The organism is Flavonifractor sp. An91 (genome assembly GCF_002159225.1).
GTDB classification, from domain to species: domain Bacteria; phylum Bacillota; class Clostridia; order Oscillospirales; family Oscillospiraceae; genus Flavonifractor; species Flavonifractor avicola.
This window is the reverse complement of sequence record NZ_NFHA01000008.1, coordinates 1-26,341: the sequence shown is the minus strand read 5'-3', so window position 1 is coordinate 26,341 and position 26,341 is coordinate 1. Positions and strand designations below refer to the sequence as shown.

28 protein-coding genes and 3 pseudogenes are annotated in these 26,341 nt (G+C 52.7%); 30 read left to right on the top strand and 1 reads right to left on the bottom strand.

What is annotated here, in order from left to right:
* Position 1: 1 nt before the first annotated feature.
* The 8 genes and pseudogenes from B5G42_RS06785 (at position 2) to mobQ (B5G42_RS06750) (ending at position 6,787) form a co-directional block, all read left to right on the top strand.
* Entirely contained in the window at positions 2-490 is a 489-nt protein-coding gene (locus B5G42_RS06785; protein ID WP_087268241.1) for a PcfB family protein, read from the top strand.
* A pseudogene (locus B5G42_RS06780) lies at positions 487-1,058 on the top strand (type IV secretory system conjugative DNA transfer family protein); the annotation flags it as partial. The gene B5G42_RS06785 and the pseudogene B5G42_RS06780, both read left to right, overlap by 4 nt.
* 8 nt (positions 1,059-1,066) lie before the next feature.
* Entirely contained in the window at positions 1,067-3,427 is a 2,361-nt protein-coding gene (locus tag B5G42_RS06775; RefSeq protein WP_087268235.1) for a recombinase family protein, read from the top strand.
* A complete protein-coding gene (locus B5G42_RS06770) occupies positions 3,424-3,750 on the top strand; it encodes a TnpV protein (protein ID WP_087268232.1) in 327 nt (108 codons plus the stop codon). Before B5G42_RS06775 ends, B5G42_RS06770 begins: the two co-directional genes overlap by 4 nt.
* 171 nt (positions 3,751-3,921) lie before the next feature.
* On the top strand, positions 3,922-4,218 hold the full coding sequence (locus B5G42_RS06765; protein WP_087268229.1) for a hypothetical protein: 297 nt from the start codon (positions 3,922-3,924) through the stop codon (positions 4,216-4,218).
* 68 nt (positions 4,219-4,286) lie between these two features.
* Positions 4,287-4,637, top strand: coding sequence for an SdpI family protein (locus B5G42_RS06760; RefSeq protein ID WP_087268227.1), 351 nt, complete (start codon positions 4,287-4,289; stop codon positions 4,635-4,637).
* Between the two features lie 114 nt (positions 4,638-4,751).
* Positions 4,752-5,048 (top strand): DUF3847 domain-containing protein, encoded by a 297-nt coding sequence (locus B5G42_RS06755; RefSeq protein ID WP_087249583.1) that lies wholly within the window; start codon positions 4,752-4,754, stop codon positions 5,046-5,048.
* 230 nt (positions 5,049-5,278) lie between these two features.
* Positions 5,279-6,787 (top strand): MobQ family relaxase, encoded by a 1,509-nt coding sequence (gene mobQ, locus B5G42_RS06750; RefSeq protein ID WP_087268425.1) that lies wholly within the window; start codon positions 5,279-5,281, stop codon positions 6,785-6,787.
* A 63-nt stretch (positions 6,788-6,850) separates the two neighbouring features.
* Here mobQ (B5G42_RS06750) and B5G42_RS06745 read toward each other — a convergent pair whose 3' ends face one another.
* Positions 6,851-7,066 carry a hypothetical protein gene (locus tag B5G42_RS06745; RefSeq protein ID WP_087268224.1) on the bottom strand — a complete coding sequence of 72 codons (216 nt, stop codon included), beginning with the start codon at positions 7,064-7,066 and terminating at the stop codon, positions 6,851-6,853.
* An 88-nt stretch (positions 7,067-7,154) separates the two neighbouring features.
* On the opposite strand from B5G42_RS06745, the gene B5G42_RS06740 reads away from it, so the two are divergent.
* From B5G42_RS06740 to B5G42_RS06640, 22 genes and pseudogenes are all read left to right on the top strand, one after another.
* On the top strand, positions 7,155-9,047 hold the full coding sequence (locus B5G42_RS06740) for an AAA family ATPase (protein WP_242961152.1): 1,893 nt from the start codon (positions 7,155-7,157) through the stop codon (positions 9,045-9,047).
* A 107-nt stretch (positions 9,048-9,154) separates the two neighbouring features.
* Positions 9,155-9,346, top strand: a complete 192-nt coding sequence (locus tag B5G42_RS06735) for a transposon-encoded TnpW family protein (RefSeq protein WP_087235179.1) — start codon at positions 9,155-9,157, stop codon at positions 9,344-9,346.
* 35 nt (positions 9,347-9,381) lie between these two features.
* Positions 9,382-9,885 (top strand): annotated as a pseudogene (locus B5G42_RS06730) (type IV secretory system conjugative DNA transfer family protein); the annotation flags it as partial.
* A gap of 91 nt (positions 9,886-9,976) precedes the next feature.
* Entirely contained in the window at positions 9,977-11,857 is a 1,881-nt protein-coding gene (locus B5G42_RS06725) for a recombinase family protein (RefSeq protein WP_087268218.1), read from the top strand.
* A 26-nt stretch (positions 11,858-11,883) separates the two neighbouring features.
* Positions 11,884-12,237, top strand: a complete 354-nt coding sequence (locus tag B5G42_RS06720; protein WP_087235871.1) for a TnpV protein — start codon at positions 11,884-11,886, stop codon at positions 12,235-12,237.
* Between the two features lie 157 nt (positions 12,238-12,394).
* Positions 12,395-13,042 carry a TetR/AcrR family transcriptional regulator gene (locus B5G42_RS06715; RefSeq protein ID WP_087235873.1) on the top strand — a complete coding sequence of 216 codons (648 nt, stop codon included), beginning with the start codon at positions 12,395-12,397 and terminating at the stop codon, positions 13,040-13,042.
* A gap of 136 nt (positions 13,043-13,178) precedes the next feature.
* Positions 13,179-13,775 (top strand): MptD family putative ECF transporter S component, encoded by a 597-nt coding sequence (locus B5G42_RS06710; protein ID WP_087235875.1) that lies wholly within the window; start codon positions 13,179-13,181, stop codon positions 13,773-13,775.
* Entirely contained in the window at positions 13,775-14,494 is a 720-nt protein-coding gene (locus tag B5G42_RS06705) for an energy-coupling factor transporter transmembrane component T (RefSeq protein ID WP_087235877.1), read from the top strand. The genes B5G42_RS06710 and B5G42_RS06705 overlap by 1 nt, the downstream gene beginning before the upstream one ends.
* Positions 14,495-14,505: 11 nt before the next feature.
* A complete protein-coding gene (locus B5G42_RS06700) occupies positions 14,506-15,990 on the top strand; it encodes an ABC transporter ATP-binding protein (RefSeq protein WP_087268215.1) in 1,485 nt (494 codons plus the stop codon).
* Positions 15,987-17,741 (top strand): ABC transporter ATP-binding protein, encoded by a 1,755-nt coding sequence (locus B5G42_RS06695; RefSeq protein WP_087235881.1) that lies wholly within the window; start codon positions 15,987-15,989, stop codon positions 17,739-17,741. The genes B5G42_RS06700 and B5G42_RS06695 overlap by 4 nt, the downstream gene beginning before the upstream one ends.
* Positions 17,742-17,744: 3 nt before the next feature.
* Entirely contained in the window at positions 17,745-19,475 is a 1,731-nt protein-coding gene (locus B5G42_RS06690; protein WP_087235883.1) for an ABC transporter ATP-binding protein, read from the top strand.
* 125 nt (positions 19,476-19,600) lie between these two features.
* Positions 19,601-19,978, top strand: coding sequence for a metal-dependent transcriptional regulator (locus B5G42_RS06685; protein ID WP_087268212.1), 378 nt, complete (start codon positions 19,601-19,603; stop codon positions 19,976-19,978).
* 478 nt (positions 19,979-20,456) lie between these two features.
* Entirely contained in the window at positions 20,457-20,870 is a 414-nt protein-coding gene (locus tag B5G42_RS06680; RefSeq protein WP_087268209.1) for an RNA polymerase sigma factor, read from the top strand.
* Between the two features lie 103 nt (positions 20,871-20,973).
* On the top strand, positions 20,974-21,426 hold the full coding sequence (locus B5G42_RS06675; RefSeq protein ID WP_087268207.1) for an RNA polymerase subunit sigma-24: 453 nt from the start codon (positions 20,974-20,976) through the stop codon (positions 21,424-21,426).
* 10 nt (positions 21,427-21,436) lie between these two features.
* Positions 21,437-21,898 carry an RNA polymerase sigma factor gene (locus B5G42_RS06670; protein ID WP_087162339.1) on the top strand — a complete coding sequence of 154 codons (462 nt, stop codon included), beginning with the start codon at positions 21,437-21,439 and terminating at the stop codon, positions 21,896-21,898.
* Complete coding sequence (locus tag B5G42_RS06665) at positions 21,895-22,434, top strand: RNA polymerase sigma factor (RefSeq protein ID WP_087268203.1); 540 nt, start codon at positions 21,895-21,897, stop codon at positions 22,432-22,434. The genes B5G42_RS06670 and B5G42_RS06665 overlap by 4 nt, the downstream gene beginning before the upstream one ends.
* On the top strand, positions 22,374-22,670 hold the full coding sequence (locus B5G42_RS06660) for a DUF3847 domain-containing protein (RefSeq protein WP_087268200.1): 297 nt from the start codon (positions 22,374-22,376) through the stop codon (positions 22,668-22,670). The genes B5G42_RS06665 and B5G42_RS06660 overlap by 61 nt, the downstream gene beginning before the upstream one ends.
* An 82-nt stretch (positions 22,671-22,752) precedes the next feature.
* The gene (gene mobQ, locus B5G42_RS06655) at positions 22,753-24,303 is read left to right on the top strand and encodes a MobQ family relaxase (protein ID WP_242961150.1); all 1,551 of its coding nucleotides are present in this window, start codon (positions 22,753-22,755) and stop codon (positions 24,301-24,303) included.
* A gap of 99 nt (positions 24,304-24,402) precedes the next feature.
* The gene (locus tag B5G42_RS18355; protein WP_164475014.1) at positions 24,403-24,579 is read left to right on the top strand and encodes a hypothetical protein; all 177 of its coding nucleotides are present in this window, start codon (positions 24,403-24,405) and stop codon (positions 24,577-24,579) included.
* Entirely contained in the window at positions 24,560-24,958 is a 399-nt protein-coding gene (locus tag B5G42_RS06650; RefSeq protein ID WP_044992645.1) for a cysteine-rich VLP domain-containing protein, read from the top strand. Before B5G42_RS18355 ends, B5G42_RS06650 begins: the two co-directional genes overlap by 20 nt.
* Before the next feature lie 113 nt (positions 24,959-25,071).
* A complete protein-coding gene (locus tag B5G42_RS06645) occupies positions 25,072-25,824 on the top strand; it encodes a phage replisome organizer N-terminal domain-containing protein (RefSeq protein WP_087268197.1) in 753 nt (250 codons plus the stop codon).
* Positions 25,821-26,341, top strand: a pseudogene (locus B5G42_RS06640) (ATP-binding protein); the annotation flags it as partial. The gene B5G42_RS06645 and the pseudogene B5G42_RS06640, both read left to right, overlap by 4 nt.

Below are 26,341 nucleotides of genomic sequence, written 5' to 3'. Positions count from 1 at the left end.
TATGCAGGAAGAAGTCACCCAGCGCACCGTTGCCCTCTGCGTGGAGGCCACCAAACTCTCCGCCGGGATGCTGCAACAGGCCATGAAAAAAGTGCTGGACGAGATGCAGAAAGAAGTGACCGGCTACAAGACCAAGCTGCACCACGGAAAGCAGACCCTCCGGCAGCTTATGAAGCACAACACCGGCGTTTCCAACATCGAGATCACCAACCAGAACATCCGGGCCTTTTCTGCCACCGCCAAGAAGTACGGTATTGACTTTGCACTGAAAAAGGATACCAGCGGCGAGATACCCCGCTACCTGGTGTTCTTCAAGGGCCGGGATGCCGACGTTATCACGGCGGCCTTTCGGGAGTTCTCCGCAAAGAACCTGGAGAAAGAGAAAAAGCCCTCCATCCGCAAGGAGCTGGAGCAGGCAAAGCAGCAGGCCAAAGCACAGCACCGCCAGCGGGAGAAGGTCAAGACCAAAGACCGGGGTGTGGAATTATGACAGTTGACTGGAAAAAGAAACTGCTCCCCAACCTCCCGTATCTGCTGTTTGTGTATCTCTTTGATAAGCTCTGCCAGGCGGTGCGCCTTGCGCCCGGCCTTGACGCCTCTGAAAAGTTCCTGCATTTGAGCCAGGGCTTTACGGAGGCGTTTTCTTATACGGCTCCCAGCCTGCATCCGCTGGATCTGCTGGTGGGTATCGCCGGGGCGGTCATCGTCCGGCTGGCGGTGTATGCCAAGAGCAAGAATACAAAGAAATATCGCAAGGGCATTGAATACGGCAGCGCCCGATGGGGCACGGCGGCCGATATTGCCCCCTATGTCGATCCAGTCCCCGACTGGAATATCCCTTTGACCCAGACGGAAAAGCTCACCATGTCCAGCCGCCCGAAAAATCCCAAGTACGCCCGGAACAAAAACATCCTGGTCATCGGCGGCAGCGGCAGCGGCAAGACCCGGTTCTTTGTCAAACCCTCCCTCATGCAGATGCACAGTTCCTATGTGGTCACCGATCCCAATGGTAATTTACAATAAGGATAAAGGGAGCGCGCACCCTCAAGAAAGGAGGTTAAACCCCATGAAGAAACAGCCGGACAAGGGGAAAATCACAGCCCTGTACGAGCGTCTTTCCCATGACGATGAGCGAGCCGGGGAAAGCGTGTCAATCGAAAATCAAAAGCGCATTTTGGAGGACTATGCCCTTAAAAATGGCTTTACCAACATCCGGCACTTTACCGATGACGGAGTGCGGGGAACGACTTTCAAGCGTCCGGGGCTGGACGCTATGCTGGAAGAAATCCGGGCGGGAAATGTGGCTACGGTCATTATCAAAGACCAAAGCAGGATTGGCCGTGATGTTGTCGAAGTGGGGCTTTTGAAGCGCACCTTTGACGAGTACCATGTACGCTTTATTGCGGCGAATGACAACCTTGATACCGCCAACGGCTTTGATATAATGTCAATTTTCCGAGATGTGATAAACGAGTGGTATGTTGCCGACACCAGCCGGAAAATCAAGAGCGTGTTCAAGTCGAGAATGGAAAAGGGCTTGCGCTGCTCCGGCAGCGTCAGCTATGGCTACCTTGCGTCCAAGGAGAATAAGGGCGAGTGGGTAATCGACGAGGAAGCCGCCGCCGTTGTGCGCCGTATCTTCCACAGTGTTGTTGCCGGGGAGAGTATCGCCAGCATAGCAAGGGCACTCCGCGCCGAGAAAATCCCTATCCCGTCCGAGCATTGGAAGCGGATAGGCGCACCCGTCCGGGCGGCGAAGTACACAGACCCCTACGCATGGTCAACAACAACTATCAGCTATATCCTCAAACGCCCGGAGTACACGGGGCGCAAGGTTTTAGGAAAAACCGTCTGCGAGAACTACAAGACCAAAAGCACCCGCAAGACCGCGCCGGAGGAGCGGTATATTTTTGACGGGGAGATACCCGCCATTGTGGACGAGGAAACATGGAACACCGTCCAGCGGCTTATGGGGACAAAACGCCGCGCCCCCAAGCGGCAGACCACCCCAAACCGCCTAACCGGGCTCCTCTACTGCGCCGACTGCGGCGCGAAGCTGACCCACCGCAGCAGCCTTGTGCAAGGCAAGTATCTGGACGACGCTTTTGTGTGTTCCAGCTACCGCCAGCTTACCCGCGACTGTACCATGCACTATATCCCCACCGCAAAAATGGAAGCTGCCATTCTTGCCGCAATCCAGCGCGTGAGCTGGTATGTGCGGCACAATGAAGCGGAGTTTATCGAGCGTGTGCGGGAAGCGTCCGACCAGCACCAAGAGAACGCCGTCAAGGAGTACCGGCAGAAAGTGAGCAAGGCGCAGCGGAGATGTAAAGAGCTGGACGGCCTTGTGAAAAAGCTCTATGAGGGCAACGCCACAGGCAAGATACCCGATAAGCACTTTACCCGTCTGCTTGCCGAATACGACGAGGAACAGACTGGGCTGGAAGCCGCTATCGCACAATGGCAGGAAGCAATCGAGAGCTGGAACGCCGACAGGCTGAAAACAGATAAGTTTATCGAGCTTGTGAGCCGCTACACTGATTTTTCCGAATTGACAACGCCCATGCTCAACGAGTTTATCGAAAAAGTCGTTGTCCATGAGGGCGAGGGACGCGGGAACAGCCGCCGTCAGCGGATAGATATTTACCTCAACTTCATCGGCGCGTTTGAAGTCCCCGCCCATATCGTTACCCCAATGGAAGCCGAGGAACAACGCCGCCAGCAGGAGGAACAGGCCGCAAAGGAAGCCCATTCACAGGAGCTTGCCAAGGCGCGGGAAGAAAAGCGCAAGGCAGAGAAACGGGAGTTTACCGCGAGGAAGAAAGCGGGCTTGCTGACCCCGGAGGAACAGGCGGCAGATGAAGCGCGGTTAGCCCATAACCGGGCATGGCAAAAGGAATGGCGGGAGAAGCGGAAAGCCGCCGAACCGCCCAAGCCCCCGAAGCCGAAATCCTTAAAGGAGCTTGCCGCGCTGCAAAAGGCCGGAGCCGACCTCACGCCGGAGGAAGCAGAGCGTCTTGCCGCCTACCAGGAGAGGAAAAACCGCCAGCACAAGGCATGGTATGAGCGTCAGAAAGCGGCACAGCCGCCCAAGCCCCGGACGCTGAAAGAGCTTGCCGCCGCACAGGACGCAGGCCAGCCACTCACGCCAGAGGAAACGGAACGCCTTGAAGCCAGCCGGAGCCGGAAGAAGAACGCCTACCAAGAACTGAAAGCCCAAGCGGAAACCGACCCCGCCGCAGCCGCCGAGCTTGCAAGGCGGCGGGCTTACCACTCGGAAGCCACCAAGAAATCCCGCCAGAAGATGTACGAGGAAGCCGCAGCCGGAAACCCCGAAGCCCAAGCCCGGTATGAGAACTTCCTTGCTGCAAGGCGGGAGAACTACCACAGGAAGAAGCACGACGAGAAAGGCGAACAAATCGCATGAGAAGATTGATTGACAATGGGAACCGCCCCATTACCCCAAAGCCCCATATCGGCCACTATGGGCGGCTGCGGAAAGCCTATCTGGAACAATACCGCCACCGCCTTTATACCGCCCTTGTAGCCAGCGAGAAGCTGTACCCACACCTTACGGAAACAGACCGGGCGGCGCGGGATATGCTGGACTACCTCATGCCCCGCCTTGCCAGAGAAGCGGGAGCCACCGAAGCCCTCAAAGCTGCCGACCCGATGAAATGGGTGGGATTGATGAACAACTGCAAGGCGAGAGCCGAGGAAATCGTAATGCATGAGCTAATCTATGTTTAACGGTCAAGAGCCGGAAAAATCGGAAATCTTGCGATAACAGCCGCCCCGACGAACCATTCCCCGTCCGGGCGGTTTTTATCGTCAAAAACGCCGTTTTCTCCAAGTCAAGAGCCGGAGAAAACACCCGAAAAATGCCCCTATTGCGTAACAAAGGCGCAGAAAGGAGAGTTTATGAGAACAGGGCTTACCAAACAGGAAAAGACCACCGATATTTGGTTTGACGAGAAAGACCCCCTTATCCATATCCGCACCCACAACACCGCCTTGAAAAAGCGTCTGCTTGCATACAGCCGCCGTTATCCGGCGATCTGCCAGCAGACCGACGCAGACCCGGAAACGGGCTGCATGGAGTTTGATATTGAGAAAGGCCGCCTCTCTTTCCGTCTGACCGCCCCATACAGTGAGGAACGCCGGAGGGCAGCGCAGCGGTATGCCAGAGAAAACAATGCCGCCGACAGGCTGAAATGATGTAGATTTGTTCACAATCTTATGATATACTGTTTCTTGGGAACAAATCGGAGTTGAGGAGGCAAACCATGTATTCCTTATTGTTATTAAATCTGATTATACCTTTTGTAATGATTTTGGTTGGGGACATATTGAAAAGACATCCTGCAACTGACATAAAATCGGGTAACGGATATAACACACCAACTGCACGGAAATCACAAGAACACTGGAATTATGCACAAAGTATAGCACCAAATAATTTTATCTCTCTTGGCAAGGTATTAGGAGTAGTTGAGATTATTTTAAGTATAGGAATGTTCCTTTTACAGATTTCAGTTAATATTGCCCTTACTGTAGGAATTTGTACGGGAATAGTATTTTTGTTTTGCGGCTTTTATAAAACAGAAATAGGAATAAAGAATAAGTTTAAGGAATGAATTTTTGTTTAATCGAACAGAACATAGTAAAATCAAACACTCCACCCACAAGGGACAGCCGAGAAAATCGACTGTCCTTTTTCTATGCCGACAGGCAGAAAGGAGCGACCAGTCATGACGAAACCGAGAGAGAAAACCCGCGAGGAATTGACCGCCGAGATTGAGGAAAGCAAGAAGAAAATCCGGCAGTTTGAGAACCGGGAGAAAATCATCAAGCAGAAGTTATCCGTTGAGGAACGCAAGGCGAGAACCCACAGGCTTTGCAAGCGCGGCGGCTTCATGGAGAGCCTTGTGCCGGAGCTGATTGCCATGCCGGACGAGGACGCGAAAGCCTTTTTACGGCTTGCCTTGACGAGCGAGCCAGCACAGGAGTTTTTGAAAAAACGAGCCGGGGACGGGAACGCGGAGTAATCCCTTTGGAACAAAGGGCGCACTTATACACCCTTGCGGGCGTGTGCGCTCTGCCGAGGGCTTTATCTCCGCACAGGGAACTTTCCCCGCGCTCCGATATGGCGGCTTTGCCGCAACAAGGGGCTGCACCCCTTGCGCCGCTTCGCGGCTATCCCTGCACACCCACAAAAACAGTACACCCGCCCCGGCGTCTGTACTATTTTTGCGGGTTTTATTATCCTATCCGGGAGGTGATACCCATAGCCATTTACCATTGTAACATCGGCATTGTGAGCCGAGGAAAGGGCAAGTCAGCCGTTGCCGCAGCCGCCTATCGAAGCGGCGAGAAAATCACAAACGAGTGGGACGGAATGACCCATGACTACACCCGCAAGCGCGGCGTTGTCCATACGGAAATCCTACTGCCGCCCCATGCCCCGCCCTCTTTCTCTGACCGCGCTGCCCTATGGAACAGCGTGGAACTTTACGAGAAAGCCGGGAACGCCCAGCTTGCCAGAGAGATTGACGCAGCACTCCCCATAGAATTATCCAGAGAGGAACAGATCCGGCTCGTCCGGGAATACTGTTCCTCTCAATTTGTTTCCAGAGGAATGTGCGTTGATTTTGCCATTCACGACACCGGCAGCGGCAACCCCCATTGTCATATCATGCTTACCATGCGCCCCCTTGACGAGCGCGGCGCATGGGCGGCGAAGTCCAAAAAGGAATATGACCTTGACGAAAACGGCGAGCGTATTCGCTTGCCAAGCGGCAGATACAAGACGCACAAAGTTGACCTCACAGGCTGGAACGACAAGGGCAACGCGCTTTTATGGCGCAAGGCATGGGCGGATATTTCAAACGCCTACCTTGAACGCGCCGGAAGCCGGTCGCGTATCGACCACCGCAGCAACGCCGAGCGCGGCATTGACGAGCTGCCTACCGTCCACATGGGCGTAGCGGCTTGTCAAATGGAGAAGAAAGGCATAGCCACCGAGAAAGGCGAGCTGAACCGGAATATCCAAAAGGCAAACCGCCTTATCCGGGAAATCCGGGCGCAGATTGGAAAGCTCAAAGAATGGATTGGCGAGCTGTTCAAGGCGCGGGAAACCGCCCCAGAACAGCCGCCGCAATCTCCCAACCTCGCAAATCTGTTGATGAAGTATTTGAGCGTTCAGAGAGAAAAGAGTCGGAAGTATTCGCAGCGTTGGCAACAACAGCACACAGCCGATGAACTGAAAACCATAGCGGCAGCGGTCAACTATCTTTCCGAGCATGGTATTTCCACCCTTGACGAGCTGGACGCTGCCCTTTCCTCTGTCAGCGACCAAGCCGACGCTATCCGGGAGGGAATGAAAACCGCCGAGAAGCGCATGAAAGAACTGCAAAAGCTGATTGAATACGGGAAGAACTACACCGAGTACAAGCCCATTCACGATGAACTGAAAAAGCTGCAAAACGGCTGGACAAACAAGCGCGACAAGTACGAGGAAGCCCACCGCGCCGAGCTTACGCTATGGAACGCAGCGAGCCGCTATCTCCATGCAAATCTGCCGAAAGGGACAAAGAGCTTGCCTATCTCTGAATGGGAAAAAGAGCACGCCACTCTCAGCGGGCAGAGAACAGCGGAATATACCAAGCTGAAAGAAACCCGCGCCGAGGTTGCCGAGCTGCACAATATCCGCAAGTGCGTTGATATTGCGCTGAAAGCCGACCAGCCGGAGCAGACCCGCACCAAGCGGCACGAACAGGCGCGATAAAGGAAAAAGGACGGGCAAGCCGTTCTACTTGTCCGTCCGATGTAATCTCCGATAAATGGGAAGTTACTTGTTCCTTTTTGTTTTAGCTGCTTTTATGCCCCAACCAAGTAACAATATAAGCCAAGCATATAACCCTGAGATAAACCCTGCAATCCCTATGTTTTCAAACTGTAATTTCAGCGCAACATTAAATATTTTTACAACAATAGTTCCACACAGTATCAAGGCGATCAATAAAAGGACTTCCAATCCAACATATTTGAAAATTTTATTTTTCATGAATAGTCACCCCACAATTTCCAATTCGTCAATCTCATTATACTGAAAAACTATGAACAATTCAACTATAGAAAGCGAGGTATCAACTATGTACTACACCCAAGAACAGATAGATCGGGCGAACCAAGCCGACCTTGTTTCTTTCCTGCAATCACAAGGCGAGCAGCTTACCCGCGCCGGACAGGAATACCGCTGGAAACGGCACGACAGCTTGACCGTCCGGGGAAACAAATGGTACAGGCACAGCCAGAGCAAGGGCGGCGGCCCCGTTGATTTTGTCATGGAGTTTTTCGGCAAGAGCTTCACCGAAGCCGTGGAACTTCTCACAGGAGAAAAGGGAGCCGTATCACCGCCGGACAGACCTTGCCCCGCGTTCCTATCCGACTTCCGGCTACCGCCCCCAAACAACGACAACAGAATAGCGAGGAACTACCTCACAGCAGCCCGCCGCATTGATGATGATGTGACGAGCTTTTTCTTTGCCCGCGGCGATATTTACGAGGACGCAGCCCACCACAACGCCGTATTTGTGGGGCGGGACGAGGACGGAATACCGCGCTACGCCCACAGCAAGGGAACGGCGGGAAACTTCCGGCTTGATGTGAAAGGCAGCGACAAAGCCTTTAATTTCTGCTACCGGGGCGAGGGCGACAGGCTTTTTGTCTTTGAAGCCCCCGTTGACCTGCTCTCTTTCCTCTGCCTGTTCAAAAAGGCGTGGCAGAAGCAGAGCTATTTGTCATTGGGCGGCGTGGGAGAAAAAGCCCTGTTGCGTTTCCTCTCTGACCGTCCGAACATCAAGACCGTTTACCTATGCCTTGACAGCGACCAAGCCGGAAGCGACGCTTGCAGCCGCCTTGCGGAGCTTGTGCCGGAGGGATATACCGTCCACCGCCTTGTGCCGCTGTTTAAGGACTGGAACGAGGTATTGCAGCACCGGGCAGAAATCACAGACGGGAAGTATATCCGGGAAGCGGTTTACGGCCTGAAAGAGCCGCCGCAGGAAGAAACCGTCGAGATTATCCGCATGAGCGAGGTTGACACACAGACCGTTGAATGGCTATGGGAGCCGTATATCCCCTTTGGGAAAGTAACCATTGTGCAAGGCAACCCCGGCGAGGGCAAGACCACCTTTGCCCTGCGCCTTGCCGCCGCCTGCACCACCGGGGGAACGCTGCCGGGAATGAAGCCCTTGCCGCCATTCCAAGTGATTTACCAGACCGCCGAGGACGGGCTGGGCGATACCGTCAAGCCCCGCTTGATAGAAGCCGAAGCCGACCTTGACCGCGTGCTTGTGATTGATGAAGCCAAGCGGGAGCTTACCCTCTCCGACGAGCGCATAGAAAAGGCAATCACGCAGAACGGGGCGCGGCTGATTATCCTTGACCCCATACAGGCGTATGTGGGCGAGAAAACCGACATGAACAAGGCCAACGAGATACGCCCCATGTTCCGCCGCCTTGCCGAGATTGCCGAGCGTACCGGGTGCGCCGTTATCCTAATCGGCCATCTCAACAAAGCCGCCGGAGGACAAAGCGCCTACCGGGGTTTAGGCTCCATCGACTTCCGCGCCGCAGCAAGGAGCGTCCTGCTGATCGGGCGCGTAAAGCGGGAGCCGAATGTGCGGGTAATCGTCCATGACAAATCTTCCCTTGCGCCGGAGGGCAAGCCGATAGCCTTTTGCCTTGACCCGGAAACGGGCTTTTCGTGGATAGGCGAGTATGACATAACCGCTGACGAGCTGCTATCCGGCGCGGGCGGGAACACCGCCACCAAGACCGAGCAAGCCGAGAAGCTGATACTTGACCTGCTTGCAGACGGGAAAGAGCTTGCCAGCGAGGACATTGTAAAGGCCGCAGCCGAAGCCGGAATATCCGAGAGAACAGTTAAAAATGCCCGCCGCAATCTTGATACCCGGATAGAAGTCATACGCCGGGGAAATCAATGGTACTACCGCAGGAACGAAACCAAGAGTGCAAAGTAAGAATGCAATCCGTAGATACCTTTGCATTGTTGCATCCTTGCACCCTTACCCGATATGACCGCCTCATGTGCCGACCACATGGGGCTTTATCTTTGAAAGGAGAGCCTATGAACAATGAAACCAGCAAGACCAGCACCCCCGCAGCCGCTTCCCCTCTGACCGCCAAACCCGACCTTGTGAAGAACATCGGCGGCACGACCTTTGACATTCATATCCATTTCAGCGAAACCAGCCGGGAAACCTTTACGGACAAGGTTGTGCGCCTTATCAAGAACGACAGCGGCGATGAAACCGCTTAAAAGCAAGATACTTTTTTCTTGTTCCTTATTGACAAAACCCGAAAGGACAGCTTTTGTCGGAGGTGGGAACCATGCTGCGGCGGGGCGCTCCCAAGCTGGACGAGAACGGAAAGCCCATGCGGGATGCCCGCGGGAAAATCATCTATGAGCCGTACCGCATCAAGGTCCTCAACACCATCAATTTCAAAAAGAGCATGAAATACAACCCCTTCGCCTATATCCGGTCAGAGAAAGACATCCTCAAACTGGTCAATGTCATCATTGCCAACACCAAAGGCGACGGAGAGAAATCCTCAGAAGATTTTTGGGTCAAGGCCGAGCGGCTTTTGTACTGCGCCCTGATTGGGTACATCTGGTACGAGGCGGAGCCGGAGGAGCGAAACTTCCTCACGCTGCTGGAGCTCATCAACGCATCGGAGGCTAGAGAGGACGACGAGGAATTTCAAAGCCCTGTGGACCTGCTCTTTGCCAAGCTGGAGAAGGAGCACCCGGACCACTTCGCCGTGAAGCAGTACCGCAAATTCAAGTTGGCCGCCGGAGATGTATGCTCTAAGTGACTTCTTAATCATGGTTTTTGTCATGGTTAGTGAAGCAGTCGCTTAGAGCATTTTCATTTCAGGAGGTACAGCCATGAGAAACGAGAAAATCACCCCTCTGTATGAGCGTTTGAGCCGTGATGATGAGTTACAGGGCGAGAGCAATTCCATATCGAACCAGAAAAAGATGTTAGAGGACTATGCCCGCCGGAATGGTCTGCCGAACCCTACCCACTTCACCGATGACGGCGTATCGGGAACCCGTTTTGACCGCCCCGGCTTTCTGGCGATGATGGAGGAAGTTGAGGCCGGACGGGTGGAGGCCATTGTTATCAAAGACATGAGCCGCTTGGGGCGCGACTATCTGAAAGTCGGCCAGGTCATGGAGATTTTGCGGCAGCGCGGTGTCCGGCTGATCGCCATCAATGACGGTGTGGACAGTCTGAAAGGCGATGATGATTTTACCCCTTTCCGCAACATTATGAACGAGTTTTACGCCCGCGACACCAGCCGGAAAATCCGCTCCGTGTTCAAGTCCAAAGGCATGAGCGGCAAGCACCTGACCGGCACTGTCATTTACGGCTATTTGTGGGACGAAAAGCGGGAACACTGGCTTGTTGACGAAGAAGCCGCCGCTGTGGTACGCCATATTTTCGCGCTTGCGATGGAGGGATACGGCCCCTATCAGATCGCAACCAAGTTGTCAGAAGAAAAAATCGAAATGCCCGCCGTTCACCTTGCCCGCTATGGCGAGGGAGTGAACAAAAATAAGACCTTTGCGGATATTTATCGTTGGAGTGCTTCTACCGTTGTTGAAATCCTGAAAAAGCGGGAGTATTTAGGCCATACGATCAATTTCAAGACCCGCAAGCACTTCAAGGACAAGAAAAGCCACTATGTTGACGAAAGCGAGTGGACGATTTTTGAGAACACCCATGAGGCCATTATCGACCAGGAAACCTTTGACAATGTGCAGCGTATCCGGGGAAACGCCAGACGCTACCCGGACGGCTTTGGGGAGGCCCATCCCCTGACCGGCCTGATGTACTGCGCCGATTGCGGCGGCAAGATGTATGTTCACCGCACATACAACGGCAAGCGCGTCCCGCAGTACACTTGCGGCCAGTATGGGAAATACCCTATCGGCTCCCTTTGCCCTACACAGCACCGTATCAAGGCCGAAGCTGTTCTGACCCTGATTGCCGATATGCTCCGGGCCATCGCGGAATATTCCAAGAATGACCGGGCCGAGTTTATCCGCACTGTCCAGGAAACGCAGGCCGCCCAGCAGACCGCCGACATATCCAAGAAGCGGAAACGGTTGGCCGCCGCCCAAAAGCGGGCCGGGGAACTGGAACGGCTGATTTGCAAAATCTATGAGGACAACGCCCTGGGTAAGCTGCCGGACGCCCGGTATGAGGCCCTGGACGCGCAGTATGCCAAAGAGCAGGACGCTCTCAATGCGGAAATCACGGAACTGGAAAAGGCCGTTACCGGCTATGAGCAGAGCCGGAAATCTGCGGAGAAATTTATTGCCCTGATTGACAAGTACGAGAATTTCGACACGCTGACAAACACCATGCTCAACGAGTTTGTAGAGAAAATCCTTGTCCATGAGCGCGCCCGCAAAGGCAGCCAGGACACTACGCAAGAGGTTGAAATCTACTTCAACTTTGTGGGCCGGTATATCCCGCCCGCCTTGCAGCCGGTTCCCCTGACCCCGGAGGAACAGGAAGAACTGCGGAAGAAGGAGGAACGCAAAGACAGGCTTCACCAGAACTACTTACGCCGCAAAGCAAACGGCAAGCAGAAGGAATGGGAAGAACGCTACAACGCCAAGCGCAAGGCAAAAATGGAGGCGGCAAAGGCAGCTATCCGGGCCGAGGACATGGAGAAGGGCATTTTTACCACCGTCAGCCAGTTACCCAGGCAGGAGCCGCGCAAGGCCACCGTATCGGCCAGTGCCGCAGTTTGACCATCACAGTGCAAAGGAGAATGAACATGAGCGAATTGACTTACACCCGCTGCGGAGATTACTATATCCCCGACTTGAAGCTGTCCGAGCAGCCGGAGGCCCCCATCGGCAAGTATGGCCGTATGCGGCAACGCTACCTGAAGGAACACCGACCCAGCCTTTACAGCAGCTTGATTTTGAGCGAAAAGCTGTACCTGCACCTGTTGGAGATTGACCGGGCGGCGCGGGAGCGCATGGATGCCATGCTGCCCCGTATGATGGAGGCGGCGGGCGTCACTGAGGAACTGAAAGTCCGTGATCCCATGCGCTGGGTGGGGCTGATGAACACGCTGAAAGCGCAGGCGGAGGAAATTGTTTTAGATGAGTTAATTATGGCTTAGCAGCATCGAACAGGCGGATTTTTTCCGCCTGTTACATTGTTTTCCGTTAGCATTAACAACCAAACATAGAAAGACCATCTTGACTATCTGATCTTTCTATGCTATATTTAGACCATCGGTTTAGACCGGTGGACTAAAATAAGAAGGAGGTGAGCCTATGGCCAAGATGATTGAAGGCGTAACGGAGAATATTCTCAAGTGTGCCAAAGAAGAATTTCTTGCCAATGGATACGAGAACGCTTCTTTGCGTAATATTGCCGAAAAAGCAGGCACAACGAAAAGCTCCTTGCTCTATCGGTATTCGGACAAGGAGGCGTTATACCACAGTATTGTCCAGCCTGTTGCTGATGGCTTTTGCGAGTTGTTACAAAAAACGCTGGCCGGGTTTGAGGCTTTAGAGCCGGAAGAACAAAAAGCACAAATCAATAGCTACTCCAATGGCAAATTTTCAAAGCTGATGGATTTTGTTTTCGCCCATCTTGATGAATTCAAAATCATGCTTCTCAGCGGCGAAACAAATTGCTATCAGGAGTTTATGCACAGAGTGGTTGCGATTGATATACAGACCACTTTGCAATACATTGAAAAGACTGGAAACGATGCGATTTCTTCTGGCCGGTTGACAATGGAATTGGCCCACCTGCTATCGAGCGCTTTTTATACGGGCCTTTTTGAAACCGTTATCCATGATATGACCAAAGAAGATGCTAAAAAGCACATACAAAGTATGAGCTGGTTCTTCAATGCCGGATGGAAAACGATTTTTGAAGGCGGGAAAGTGGGTGATGTCATGTGGCCGGATTAAAGCCGCCCGAATGATCTGCGTATAGGCGCTTTCACACAATCTTACAGCCGATGGTTTGATATGAAAATATTCAAAGCGTCGGCTACATTTTGACAGACAGGTTAGCAGTAACTAACAAACAAAGGAGGATATTTTTATGGAAAACAATGTGCAAACCTCAAAAATTGGCGTGCGCGATCTTGTAAATGTCGCAATCTTCACGGTCATTTATTTTGTGATCTTCTATGTGTGTGCAATGACCGGCTTTGTTCCGGTGATGGCTGTTTTTTATCCTGTGCTGACAGCGATCATTGCAGGCATACCCTGCATCCTTTTCTACACGAAGGTAAAATCCTTCGGCCTCGTGACAATCATGGGTGTGCTTCTGGGCCTTATCTTTTTCCTGATGGGATATGGATACTACGCTCTGATTACCGGCATTGTCTTTGGCTTGCTGGCAGATGTCATTATGAAGGCTGGAAAATATAAAAGCTGGAAAGCGATGCTGGCAGGCTATGCAGTTTTCAGTGTTTGGCAGGTCGGGACACAGCTTCCCATGTTTATCATGGGCGATGCTTATGTTGAAATGTACCGTGCCAGCCAGGGGGATGCCTTTGCAGATGGCCTCGCAGCCTTAGTGCAGGGCTATATGGTTCCAGTTGTCATTCTTGCAACTGCTGTCGGCGGTGTCATCGGCGCTTTGATTGGCCGCGCTGTCCTGAATAAGCATTTCAAACGGGCGGGAATTGCATAATGAGTGGGAAGGTATCAACGAATACGCAGCAAGCCGTTATCAATCTTGACCCAAGGACAAAACTATATACCTTAATGGTGTTCAGTCTTGTCATGGTTCCATCGTCTGAAAGCGAACTTGATACCATTTTGAAAATCGTGTTTGCAGGGCTGGCTTTCCTGATGTTGATAAACATCAGGAGGCCCGGCCTTGCCGCGGTTTATGCGGTGGCCTATTGTGCCGCTTATGGGGCAAATGGGCTACTGGCGTACATATCTGGAATGAGCCTTTTAGGTATTATCATTCGCTTGTTAGTCGAGGTGGTGCTTCGTATGATGCCCACCCTGTTTATCGCCATGAGTTTTTTACAGACAACAAAAGTCAGCGAGTTTGTGGCGGCGATGGAAAAAATGCACATTACCAGAAAAATCACAATTCCCTTCGCTGTGATATTTCGCTTCTTTCCTACGGTGGCGGACGAGTACCACAGTATTCAGGATGCAATGAAAATGCGCGGTATTGGAATTAGTAAAGGGCCGATTGCCATGTTGGAATACAGGCTCGTACCGCTGATTGCTTCTGTTGTGCAAATTGGTGACGAACTATCCGCTGCCGCCGTTGCACGCGGCCTCGGCGTGGATACGGAAAGAAGTAATTACTGCAAAATAAAGATCAAAGGGTTGGACATCCTTTTGATGGTTCTGTTAACCGCTGCGCTTATTCTCTATTACTTGTTTTAAGGAGGGGCACGATGATCGAACTGAAAAATGTGTCCTTCCGCTATAAGGACAGCGAACAGGACAATTCTCTTACGAATGTAAATCTATCTATTCACGATGGAGAAGTTGTCCTTATATGTGGAGGATCAGGGTGCGGAAAAACAACAATCACACGGCTATTGAATGGCCTTATTCCCAGCTTTTATGAGGGGCAGCTCACTGGTGAAGTCCTGCTTAATGGAGAAAACATCTCGAAGCAGCCGATCCATAAGGTAGCCCGCAAGGTTGGCTCTGTTTTTCAAAACCCGCGCACACAATTTTTTAATATTGACTCTACCAGTGAACTGATTTTTCGATGTGAAAATCTGGCTGTACCTGTTGAGCAAATCAGCCAGTATTTAGAAAACGCAATCAATGAATTTGGAATTGGAGAACTTGTTGGGCGAAATCTATTCCATCTGTCTGGCGGTGAAAAGCAAAAGATAGCCTGTGCCTCAGTTTCCATTCCCATGCCGGACATTTTTGTTTTGGATGAACCCACTTCTAATTTGGACTGGCGCTCAATCTGGATGCTGAAAGATATTATCATGCGATGGAAAGCCCAGGGAAAGACCGTTATTGTTGCTGAACATCGGCTTAGTTATTTGAAGGGTGTGGCAGATCGGGTTGTTTATATGAACGATGGAGAAATCAAAGAAGATATGCCCGCTGATACATTCTGGAGCCTGTCAGCAGATGAAATCAAACGCCGTGGGCTACGATCCATATCGCCAGTGTCTTTTGGCTCCAATGCCAGAACACCGCATAGTTCGGACTGCTATTCTGTGAAAGATTTATCGTTTCATTACAAGGATGGCGTTGGGATTGAAATACCGGCCTTATCTATTCCGAAAGGTGCGATTGTTGGAATTATCGGGGAAAATGGAGCTGGAAAAACGACTTTTGCCCGTTGCCTGTGCGGGCTTGAGAAACGGGCAAGAGGTTTATTCTCGTTCGGAAGTAGAACATACAGCAACCGGCAGCGGCTGAAAATATGCTATCTGGTTATGCAGGATGTCAATCATCAGCTTTTTACAGAAAGCGTTGAAGATGAAATTTCCATAAGCGTGGAACATACGGACGATGCTCAGCGTGAAAAAATAGTTGATGAGATCCTGCGTGATATGGATTTAATTGCATTAAAAAGTATCCATCCCCTTTCGTTATCTGGCGGACAAAAACAGCGCGTGGCGATTGGAAGTGCCATTGCATCAAAAAAAGAAATTATGGTTTTTGATGAACCGACAAGTGGTTTGGACTATCGGCATATGTTGGAGGTTTCAAATTGCCTCAAGAAATTAAGCGCCATAGGGAAAACATCGCTGATTATTACCCATGACCCGGAATTGATTGCAGAATGCTGTGACTATTTCATTTTTATTGAGGATGGGACTGTGAAATGGTATGGGCCGTTTGATACACAGAACGGACAGCGTGTTCAACAATTTTTCGGTTCTGAGGAAGGAGGGGCTTTATGAAGCAGAAAGAAGATAATCCAATAAAAACTCTTTTTGAGTTTTCCGGCGATGCCAAGGGAAAGATGTCGTTGTCTGTAATTTTGACAGTTCTGTCAGAGTTATTTGGTATGCTCCCCTATTTGACCGCCGCCATGCTTGCCAACGAAGTTTTCGCAGGTACAGCAACGATACATAGTACACTGATTTGGGCCGGAATTGCCGCAGCAGGTATCATCCTCAAAACTCTGCTCGGTATTGTTGCATCCAGCCGCAGCCATAAGATTGCATTTACCATTTTGTGCAATATTCGGTGTGCGATTGCAGAAAAAATGCGAAAGGTTCCAATGGGTGTCATGCTGGAAACGCCATCCGGCGTATATAAAAATCTCATCGTAGATAATGTTGCAAAATTAGAAGATGCGATAGCGCATTTTATCCCCGAAATCCCTTCAAATATCGCAGCTCCGGCAGCCTGCATTGTTTTGTTGTTTGCGTTGGACTGGCGCATGGGATTGGCGTCACTCATTACAATTCCTCTTTGCATCCCTTTTATTTTCGGGATGCTTCGCGGATATGGTGAGAAAATGGAAACCTATCTGCGTAGCGGAAACGAAATGAACGCAGCGCTGGTTGAATATGTTGGAGGCATCCAGGTCATAAAAGCCTTTAGCCGTACAGGAGCATCTTTTGGCAAGTTTTCTAATTCAGTGAACTTTTTCCATGACAGTACGCTTGATTGGTGGCGGCAATGCTGGTTTTGGATGGCTGCGGTAAAAGCAATTCTTCCATCGACAATGCTGGGAAGTCTGCCCATTGGTGCATACCTCTATATGAACCAGCAGATTTCACTTCCGATCCTTGTTGCGTGCATTATCATCCCCATTGGTGCGATTGCGCCTTTGATGAAGCTGGCAAGTGCCGGTGAAATGCTGACAACGATTACCGCCAATCTGAAGCCCGTCAAAGATTTCCTCGCAACGCCGGAACAAAAACGGCCGGATGCGAAAGTTGAATTTGACGGAAGTGCATATTCTTTTGAGAATGTTTCGTTTTCCTATAACGATACCAAAGAAGTGCTTCATGGCATATCTTTCCAGACAAAACCAGGAACTATGACCGCTATCGTTGGGGCTTCCGGCTCTGGCAAATCAACGATTGCAAAACTGATGGCTGGATTTTGGGATGCGACTTCCGGTATCGTTCGTTATGGTGGAAAGGACATAAAAGACATTCCATTCGATCAGCTGATGCAGGAAATCAGCTATGTGGCGCAGGATAACTTTTTGTTTAATAAGTCTATTCGAGAGAATATTCGCATGGGAAACCCACAAGCGTCTGATCAGGAAGTAGAGGCTGCGGCCAAAGCCGCAAACTGCCATGACTTTATTATGAAATTGCCGCAAGGGTATGATACCTTTGCCGGTGATGCGGGAGATCGGCTTTCAGGGGGCGAACGCCAGCGCATTACGATTGCAAGGGCTATGCTGAAACAGTCAAACCTTATCATTTTGGACGAGGCAACTGCCTACGCTGATCCCGAAAGCGAGGCTCAAATCCAAGAGGCTGTTGGGCGTCTTGTTCACGGCAAAACTCTTGTGGTTGTCGCCCACAGGCTTTCCACTATTCAAAATGCGGAGCAAATTCTTGTCGTTGATAAGGGAAATATTATTGCCAGAGGAACACAGAAAGAATTACTGGAACAGTGTCCACTGTATCATCGAATGTGGCAGCAGTATGTCGGAGCATCAAATCTGGAAAAGAAGGAGGGATAGGCAATGGTTGCTATGATTAAAAGAATACTCAATCTGGCGGGAAAGCATAAATCAAAAATCTTGCTGGGCATCCTCTTTAATTTCCTGAAAAGCGTATGTATGGCAATGGTTTTATGGGCGGTTTATATTGTTGCCTCTGATCTGGACAGCCTGACAATGGATGTAATCTGGAAAGCTTTTGCTGTCTTGTGTATCAGTGTGCTGGGCCGTTTCTTTTTTCAGTGGCTTATGGATATTTCCATGAGTGCTAAAGGCTTTGATATATTCCGTGATTACAGACTTCATGTCGGCTCCCTCATGCGAAAAGCACCTATGGGATATTTTTCTGAGCAGCGTTTGGGAAGTATTCAGAATGTACTTACAACGACAGTAACGGAGTTGGAACAATATTCCATGATGGCGGTCACTGATCTGACCAGCGGAGCGTTGATGGCGCTGGTAATGATCGTTTTCTTTCTATTTTCCGTTCCTGTTTTTGCAGTAATCACCCTTGCAGGTTCCATTGTCGGCATCTTAATTCTTCATGCTATTGGACAAGTTGCAAGGGAACACGCGCCGAAAGTATTGGCGGCGCAAGAAGATATGACGACTCAGGCGTTGGAATATATCCGGGGAATTGCGGTGCTTCGTGCCTTTTCCCAAGCGGATGGTAGCGAAAATGCCGTTTATGCCTCTTTTCGTAAAAAGAAAGAAGCTGATCTTGCACAGGAACACGCTTCTATGGCTTTGATGAAATGGTACTCTGCTGTTTACAAGATAACCGGCAGTGTTTTGATGTTAGCCGCCGTTCTTTTGTATCTGGCGGGAAGTTTATCGTTGCCGTGGTGCCTCATGGTGATTGTCAGCGCCTTTATCATTTTTTCCGAAATGGAGCAGATGGGAAATGGTGCGTTTCTTTCCCGTGTCGTCACCGCTGGCTTAAACCGCCTTGAAGAAGTTACTAACATCCCGCAGATGGACACAACATCAAATAAACTTGTCCCGAAACGGTTTGATATTGAGCTTCGGGATGTATCTTTCGGATATGAAAAGTCCCGAAAAATTATCGACCATGTTTCTCTGCTTATCCCACAGGGAACTACCTGCGCGATTGTGGGGCCATCTGGATCAGGTAAAACAACCCTTTGCAACCTGATTGCCCGCTTTTGGGATGTTCAAGAAGGTCAGGTTCTTGTGGACGGGCAGGATGTAAAAAATTACACTGCTGATAGCCTTATGCAATATATCAGCATGGTCTTTCAAAGCGTCTACCTTTTCAATGATACCATTGAGAATAATATTCGCTTTGGCAATCCTGATGCAAGCCATGAGCAAATCGTGGAGGCAGCAAAAAAGGCTCAATGCCATGACTTTATCGTATCTTTGCCCGAAGGATATAACACAAAGGTGGGTGAAGGTGGCTCTACTTTGTCTGGCGGTGAAAAGCAGCGTATTTCCATAGCGAGAGCCATTTTGAAAGATGCTCCAATCATTATCCTGGATGAAGCAACATCCAGCGTTGACCCGGAGAATGAACATGAACTGTTGGCAGCGATTGAACAGCTTACAAAGGGAAAAACACTGATTTCCATTGCACATCGCTTATCAACAGTAAAAAATGCCGATCAGATTGTCGTTATATCGGATGGCAAAGTGGCGCAAAAAGGAACACACGCAGAACTGATTTCTCAAGATGGAATTTATAGTCGTTTTTGGAAACAGCGTGAACTGGCAAGTGGCTGGAAACTAAAGTGATTTCTTTTGCATAAACATCAGAACCTATTATTCTTGAAAGGGGGCGTGCCAAGGTGTTTTCTTTGATTATTCGTGAAGCATGGGAAGAATTGCAACAAAAACAGGCAAAGGAGCGCAAAGAGTTTATGAAGCCCGTAATAACTCCGTCCGGGGAGGACTACCTGGAAACCATCCTTGTTCTCCAAAAGAAACTCGGTATGGTACGCTCCGTAGATGTGGCCCGGCACATGGAGGTGTCAAAGCCCAGCGTGTGCCATGCAGTGGCGATCCTGCGGGACGGCGGCTTTCTTACAATGGACGAAGATCACTTTCTCCATCTGACCGATGTGGGCCGCGAGGTTGCTGAAAAAATCTATGAGAGACATTGTTTTTTTACCGAGCAGCTTATCGCCGCAGGCGTTGACCCCAAGACTGCGGAGGCCGACGCCTGCCGGATTGAACACATTATCAGCGATGAGAGTTTTTCACGGCTGAAAGAGGCAGCCGAACAGGAGCAGGAATAAACCGAATAAGCCAAGCGATCCTGCCCCGCAAGACGGGGAAAGAAAAAAACCGTTGCAGGGCAGGCAGCTTCGTGCGCCCATAATGGATTTTCAAGGACTGCGGCGGTTTTGAGTAACATCAAGGCCGCCGTTCCTTATGCCCTCGACAAAGGAGTGACGCCCATACGCTGACACGGCGGCTTTAGGAGGGAGCCGCCGTGAAACACACTGACCGCCGACAAATTCAGACGATATTTGCACTATCGTCAAAAAAAGCCCGGCCACCGGACAGGCCCCGTCTGGCAGCCAGTGCGAAAATTGTCACAATGTAACTGAATACCATATTTTTTGCGCTCGAATAGCTTCATGCTGTCCGGGCGTTTTTTCATACCTATGGGGCCGGAACATCGGGCCAACATGGCCCGAACCCTGTCCCCGGTGTCGTTCCCCGCCGCCCCGTTCAGATTTTCCCGCAAAAATCTGAACGGAGGAAAGGCAGATGGAAGTCACCATCCATTACAACGGACAAGCTGTGGCCGTGGAGGTCACACTGGAAGTCTATGAATTTCTTGACTGGGCTGACCACAAAGCCGAGAACCTGTCCCATGAGCAGCGGCGGCATTGGGATGGCCGGGAGTTTGACGAATACATAGTTGCCACCGAGGGCGTAGGTATCTACGGCGAAACGCCGGAGGAATACCTTTGCCGCATGGAAACGCTGGGCGAGCTGATGGCCGTCCTGGACACCTGCACCGAGGCCCAGCGCCGCCGGTTCCTGCTCTATGCCCTGGACGGGCTGACCCTTGCGGAGATCGGGACGGTGTGCGGCTGCTCCAAAGTGGCCGTGTATCAGAGTGTGGAGGCAGTCAGAAAAAATTTTATAAATTTCTTTGAAAACAGGCTTAACGAATGACCTGTTTTCGGGCTACCAAGTGAAAGGGATTGTTTCCCTTATCCCAGCGGGAGGCGGACAGCGGACAAGCTGCCCGCCTCTCCCATTTTCAGGAGGTAAGCCTATGAAAACAATCAATCTGCGGTGGATTTATCCCCACTACCGACATGACGAGTTTGTAGAGGTCAGCGATGAGGTTTGGGAGGTCATGCGGCAGGCCCAGCGCGAGATGAACAACTATGAGCGCCGGAAGGTCTACCACCGCGCCTGGTACTCTCTGGACGCATATAGCTGGACGGAGAACTACGCGCTGGAACACGGCAGATCGCCGGAGGAAATCCTTTTGGAGCGCGAGGAACGGGCCGCCCGCCTGCGGCTGGTTGCCACCTTGTCGGAGGCCCTGGCCCATGCCACCCCCACACAGGCCCGCCGCGTCCGGGCCTACTACATCGCCGGTATCAATCAGCCGAAAATTGCCCGGATGGAGGGCGTACACAGCAGCAAGGTCAGTATTGCCATCCGGCGGGGCCTGCGGAATATGCGCCGCTGCTATGACGGCCTTTTCCCGTCAGAGTGAGGGCGGGCCTATGCAGACGATCAACCTCAAGCAATATTACCCGTTCTGCACCGAGGACACCTTTGTGGAGGTGTCGGATGAAATCGTTGAAGCGTTCCTGCTGGACAAGCGGGCCGAGGCCGCCAGGGAGCGCAAGATGTACCGCTACAAGGCGTTTTACTCCCTTGACTGCGACGATGGGATTGAGAACGCCGCCATCGGCTGGGCGCAGCCATCGCCGGAGGATTGCCTGATGGAAAAGGAGGCGCAGGCCGAATACGCCGAACTGCTCCGGCGGCTCTATGAGGCGATTTCCTCTCTGACCCCAGCGCAGGCCCGCCGCGTCCATGCCCGGTATATGCTGGGGATGAAAGTGAAGGACATTGCTGCGATGGAGGGCATTACCCCATCCCAGGCTGGGAAGTCCATCCATGCGGCGCTCCGGCGGCTGCGCCGGTACTTCATACGCCGGAAATGGACAAGCGGCCTATGAAAACCCTCAACCTGAAAAAATACTACTACCCGATTTGTAAGAAAGACACCTTTGTGGAAGTGCCGGACGAAGTGGCAGACGCCATTGTGGAGGAAAGCCGCGCAGAGGACGCCAATGACGCCAAGCAGCATTATCACTGTTATTCTCTGGACGCATCCCCCGGCATGGAACACCATTTCCCGGAGCAGGCCATTTCCCCGGAAGATATTCTGATGGAGAAGGAAACGGAACGGGAACAGGAGGCCGCCCATGCCCTGATGATGGAACGGCTCCGGGAGGCCCTTGCCACCCTGACGCCCCGGCAGGCGAGCTGCCTTCATGCCCGGTTTTGGGAGGGCAAGCCCTTTAAGGAGATTGCCGGGGCCGAGGGATTTACCACATCGGCGGCCATTGTCACGGTACGCAACGCCATCATCAAGTTGCAGAAATATTATATCAAGCGCGGCTGGATGGAGCCGCCAAAGGAAAAAACGATATGCACAAAGACAACACCGCCCAAGCGAAATCGAAAAAGGACGAGCGCGAAGAAGTCCTGAAGGAAATCCGGCAGCTTGAGAACCGCCAGAAGATTTTGGAGAACAAGCAGCGCAATGAGGAACGCAAGGCCCGCACCCGCCGCCTGATTGAGCGCGGGGCCATTTTGGAGGGCATTTTTCCTCTGGCCCCCGGCCTTCCCGGCGTAGAGGTCAAGGCGTTCCTGATTGCCCTGTCCCATCTTCCGGGGGCGGCGGAACTGGCCGCAAAACTGCCGAAATCCGGGGACAAGCCGTAAGTCCCTTGTTTACAAGGGCGCACTTATACACCGTTGCCGGTGTCGTGCGCCCTGCCGGGGGCTGTTGCGTACTTCGTCCGCGATGGGGCGCTACACTCCCCAAACCCCTTGTGCGCCCCGCGCAGCCAGACACCCGCTTCGCGTCTGTCCGGCTCCACGGAGCCTGAATACCCCTCACCGAAAGGAGGCGATCCCCATAGATTTTTGCCACATCCCCGTCAGTATCATCAAGCGCAGCGAGGGCCGTTCCGCTGTTGCCGCAGCCGCCTACCGCAGCGGAACAAAGCTGACGAATGAATGGGACGGCCTTACCCACGATTACACCCGCAAAGGCGGCGTTGTCCATGCGGAGATCATGCTGCCCGCCCACGCCCCGCCGGAATTTTCAGACCGCTCCACCCTCTGGAACAGTGTGGAGCAGATCGAGAAAGCCAGGGACAGCCAGCTTGCCCGTGAGATTGAGGCGGCCCTGCCCCGTGAACTGTCCAGGGAACAGCAGCTTGCCCTTGTCCGGGCCTATGTGAAGGACAACTTTGTGGACAAAGGAATGTGCGCCGACTTCGCCATCCATGACAAGGGAACCGGCAACCCCCATGTCCATATCATGCTGACCGTCCGGCCCTTAAAAGAAAACGGTGCATGGGGCGCGAAGTGCCGCAAGGCATACGACCTGGACGAGAACGGCCAGCGCATCCCAGACGGGAAAGGCGGTTGGAAGAACCACCGGGAGGATACCACCGACTGGAACGACAAAGGGAATGTGGAGATTTGGCGGGCGGCATGGGCGGCCTATACCAACCGGGCATTGGAGGCCGTCGGTCAGCCTGCCCTGGTAGACCACCGCAGCTACAAGCGCCGGGGCATTGATAAAATCCCCTCTGTCCACCTGGGGCCAGCAGCCAGCCAGATGGAGAAGCGCGGCATCCGCACCGACAAGGGAGAAGTCAACCGGCAGATCGCCGCCGACAACAAGCTGCTGAAAGAAATCAAGGCCCGCATGACCCGTCTCTACAACTGGTCGAAGGCCGAGGCGGAGAAGCCGGAGGGCCAGCAGCCCAGCATGATGGACTTGTGGGAGGCCCAGCAGCAGCTCAAGCGGCCTGACACCCGCACCGGCAAAATCCGGGCTTTGCAGGAGAGCGCCGCCCTGTTCAGCTTTTTGCAGGCAAACGGCATCCAGTCCATGCAGCAGCTCCATGAAAAAATTTCCGATATGAACACCCGCTACTATGACCTGCGGCGAGAGATCGTCAAGGCCGAACGCCGGATCGCTGTTCTCACCGAGCGCGGGGAGATGTGGGCGCAGTACAACGAGTACAAGGCCATTCATAAACAGTTTGCCAGGGTGAAGCCGGAAAAGCGGGAACTGTTCGAGCAGCGCCACAGCCGGGAACTGATCCTCTATGACGCGGCGGCTCGGTATCTGAAGGAACTGAAAGCCAGCGGCGAGGAACTTTCTCCGAAGGAATGGCGGCGCGAGATCGACCTGCTGACCGCCCAGAAGCAGGTGGACAGCATCGACATGAAGGCCATGCGGGAGGAACTGAAAGCCGTGGAACGGCTCCGCAAGGCCGCCGACCAACTGGCCCGGCAGGAACGGGACAAGCCCCGCGACCGGGGACCAGAGCGGTAAAGGGTACGGCGCTTTGCCGACCCCTTTTAGGTGCGTCGCGTTTCACGACACACCTTTGCACAGAACTGTCAACATTCACTCACAGAAGGAGATTGCCCTATGAAGCAGATTATTTTACCCGTCACTGTCCACCTGAATATCCGCCTGCCCCTTGCCCTGTTGCAGCCGGAACCGGCAGACGCGCCCACCGGCCCGGAGCCGGAGGCCCATGCCTGCCACGGCTGCGGCAACTGCGGCGGGTGTGGGAAGTGCCAGCATGAAGAAAAGCAAGCCTGAACCCGTCCCCGTCATGGACTACCGCCAGTACCGCAGAGCGCGGCGGCTGGTACATGAGTGCTGCAACTATGACGGCGGCAACTGTATCGCGCTGGACGATGGGGAGGAATGTGTCTGCGTCCAGTCCATTTCCTACTCCCTGTTGTGCCGGTGGTTCCGGGCGGCGGTGCTGCCGCTGGACAGAGAACTGGAAACGGCCCTGTTCCACCGCCTGGACGCCAAGCGGTGCGCCGTCTGCGGGGCGCTGTTCACCCCCGGCTCCAACCGGGCCAAATACTGCCCGGAATGTGCCGGGCGCATGAAGCGTATCAAGGCCGCCCAGCGCAAGCGGAAACAAAGGGCGAAATGTCACGCTTTAGGGGCCGAAAACCCCTTGTAAATCAAGGCTTTTTTTGAGGGTGTCGCTGGGGGCCTGATAGATTTATCCTCTGGCCCCCAAAACGGCCCTCTAAAGGCGTACAGACCCCTGAAATAAACCCCAAGGAGGAACCCATGTCAGACAATCGAAAATATTACTACCTCAAGCTGAAAGAAAACTTCTACAACAGCGAAACAATGGTTATTTTGGAGAGTATGCAGGACGGCCTGCTGTACTCCAATCTGCTGCTGAAAATGTACCTCATGTCACTCAAAAGCGGCGGTATTCTCATGCTCAACGACCATCTGCCCCACACGCCCCAGACCATCGCCACCTTTACCCGCCATCAGGTGGGGACGGTGGAGAGGGCCTTGAAGGTGTTCCTCGAATTTGGCCTTGTGGAGATTTTGACCGACGGGGCCTACTACATGGCCGACATCCAATTGCTGATCGGCCAGTCCTCTACCGAGGGGGAACGGAAAAAGAAAGAGCGTATGCGGTTGAAGCGTCAAAAACTGCTCCCATCCGACGGGGCGGACATTTGTCCACCATATAGCCGGGGGGACATTTGTCCACCAGAGATTAGAGATAAGAGATTAGATATTAGAGATAAGAGTATAGAGAATAGAGAGAGTGAGAGCGCCCGCGCCTATGGCCGTTACCAGAATGTTTTCCTGATGGACGAGGAACTGGCAGACCTGCAGGCCAGCTTTCCCACTGTATGGGGCCAGTACATCGAAAAGCTGTCCGAGTACATGGCTTCTACCGGCAAGCGGTATCAGAGCCATGCTGCCACCATCCGGCGCTGGGCCAGTGAGGACGCCAGGAAAGCGGCCCCGCCCACCCGCAACCGGGATTACAGCGTAAAGGAGGATGAAACCATATGATGGAGATTACCGCAGAAATCCGGGCGCTGATCGACAAGGCAGCCGCCAGTGTGGAACTGGCCGGGGACGAGTACATAGACCCGGCAGATGGCCTCATTCACTGTAAGAAGTGCGGCGGCCAGAGGCAGACCGTTGTGCCTTGCTTTGGGAAACCGGGCTACTTCATGCCCCGCTGTATCTGCCAGTGCCAGCGGGAGGCCGAGGAACAGCGCAAGGCCGCCGAGGAACGGCAGCGCCGCATGGAGCGTATCAAGCGCCGGAAGGCCCAGGGCCTGCAAGACCGCTATCTGTACGACTACACCTTTGCCAACGACAACGGCCAAAATCCCCTGATGGACAAGGCCCGCGCCTATGTGGAGAACTGGAAAGAGGCATACAGGAACAACACCGGCCTGCTTCTGTTTGGGGATGTGGGAACCGGCAAGTCCTTTTTCGCCGGTTGTATCGCCAACGCCCTGCTTGACCGGGATGTGCCGGTGCTGATGACGAACTTTCCCACCATCCTGAACCGCCTGAC

What these genes read in the sequence shown, in the direction of transcription:
- B5G42_RS06785 (WP_087268241.1), top strand. Translation starts at nt 2, where the DNA reads ATGCAGGAAGAAGTCACCCAGCGCACCGTTGCCCTCTGCGTGGAGGCC.
- B5G42_RS06775 (WP_087268235.1), top strand. Translation starts at nt 1,067, where the DNA reads ATGAAGAAACAGCCGGACAAGGGGAAAATCACAGCCCTGTACGAGCGT.
- B5G42_RS06770 (WP_087268232.1), top strand. Translation starts at nt 3,424, where the DNA reads ATGAGAAGATTGATTGACAATGGGAACCGCCCCATTACCCCAAAGCCC.
- B5G42_RS06765 (WP_087268229.1), top strand. Translation starts at nt 3,922, where the DNA reads ATGAGAACAGGGCTTACCAAACAGGAAAAGACCACCGATATTTGGTTT.
- B5G42_RS06760 (WP_087268227.1), top strand. Translation starts at nt 4,287, where the DNA reads ATGTATTCCTTATTGTTATTAAATCTGATTATACCTTTTGTAATGATT.
- B5G42_RS06755 (WP_087249583.1), top strand. Translation starts at nt 4,752, where the DNA reads ATGACGAAACCGAGAGAGAAAACCCGCGAGGAATTGACCGCCGAGATT.
- B5G42_RS06745 (WP_087268224.1), bottom strand. Translation starts at nt 7,066, where the DNA reads ATGAAAAATAAAATTTTCAAATATGTTGGATTGGAAGTCCTTTTATTG.
- B5G42_RS06740 (WP_242961152.1), top strand. Translation starts at nt 7,155, where the DNA reads ATGTACTACACCCAAGAACAGATAGATCGGGCGAACCAAGCCGACCTT.
- B5G42_RS06735 (WP_087235179.1), top strand. Translation starts at nt 9,155, where the DNA reads ATGAACAATGAAACCAGCAAGACCAGCACCCCCGCAGCCGCTTCCCCT.
- B5G42_RS06725 (WP_087268218.1), top strand. Translation starts at nt 9,977, where the DNA reads ATGAGAAACGAGAAAATCACCCCTCTGTATGAGCGTTTGAGCCGTGAT.
- B5G42_RS06720 (WP_087235871.1), top strand. Translation starts at nt 11,884, where the DNA reads ATGAGCGAATTGACTTACACCCGCTGCGGAGATTACTATATCCCCGAC.
- B5G42_RS06715 (WP_087235873.1), top strand. Translation starts at nt 12,395, where the DNA reads ATGGCCAAGATGATTGAAGGCGTAACGGAGAATATTCTCAAGTGTGCC.
- B5G42_RS06710 (WP_087235875.1), top strand. Translation starts at nt 13,179, where the DNA reads ATGGAAAACAATGTGCAAACCTCAAAAATTGGCGTGCGCGATCTTGTA.
- B5G42_RS06705 (WP_087235877.1), top strand. Translation starts at nt 13,775, where the DNA reads ATGAGTGGGAAGGTATCAACGAATACGCAGCAAGCCGTTATCAATCTT.
- B5G42_RS06700 (WP_087268215.1), top strand. Translation starts at nt 14,506, where the DNA reads ATGATCGAACTGAAAAATGTGTCCTTCCGCTATAAGGACAGCGAACAG.
- B5G42_RS06695 (WP_087235881.1), top strand. Translation starts at nt 15,987, where the DNA reads ATGAAGCAGAAAGAAGATAATCCAATAAAAACTCTTTTTGAGTTTTCC.
- B5G42_RS06690 (WP_087235883.1), top strand. Translation starts at nt 17,745, where the DNA reads ATGGTTGCTATGATTAAAAGAATACTCAATCTGGCGGGAAAGCATAAA.
- B5G42_RS06685 (WP_087268212.1), top strand. Translation starts at nt 19,601, where the DNA reads ATGAAGCCCGTAATAACTCCGTCCGGGGAGGACTACCTGGAAACCATC.
- B5G42_RS06680 (WP_087268209.1), top strand. Translation starts at nt 20,457, where the DNA reads ATGGAAGTCACCATCCATTACAACGGACAAGCTGTGGCCGTGGAGGTC.
- B5G42_RS06675 (WP_087268207.1), top strand. Translation starts at nt 20,974, where the DNA reads ATGAAAACAATCAATCTGCGGTGGATTTATCCCCACTACCGACATGAC.
- B5G42_RS06670 (WP_087162339.1), top strand. Translation starts at nt 21,437, where the DNA reads ATGCAGACGATCAACCTCAAGCAATATTACCCGTTCTGCACCGAGGAC.
- B5G42_RS06665 (WP_087268203.1), top strand. Translation starts at nt 21,895, where the DNA reads ATGAAAACCCTCAACCTGAAAAAATACTACTACCCGATTTGTAAGAAA.
- B5G42_RS06660 (WP_087268200.1), top strand. Translation starts at nt 22,374, where the DNA reads ATGCACAAAGACAACACCGCCCAAGCGAAATCGAAAAAGGACGAGCGC.
- mobQ (WP_242961150.1), top strand. Translation starts at nt 22,753, where the DNA reads ATGGGGCGCTACACTCCCCAAACCCCTTGTGCGCCCCGCGCAGCCAGA.
- B5G42_RS18355 (WP_164475014.1), top strand. Translation starts at nt 24,403, where the DNA reads ATGAAGCAGATTATTTTACCCGTCACTGTCCACCTGAATATCCGCCTG.
- B5G42_RS06650 (WP_044992645.1), top strand. Translation starts at nt 24,560, where the DNA reads ATGAAGAAAAGCAAGCCTGAACCCGTCCCCGTCATGGACTACCGCCAG.
- B5G42_RS06645 (WP_087268197.1), top strand. Translation starts at nt 25,072, where the DNA reads ATGTCAGACAATCGAAAATATTACTACCTCAAGCTGAAAGAAAACTTC.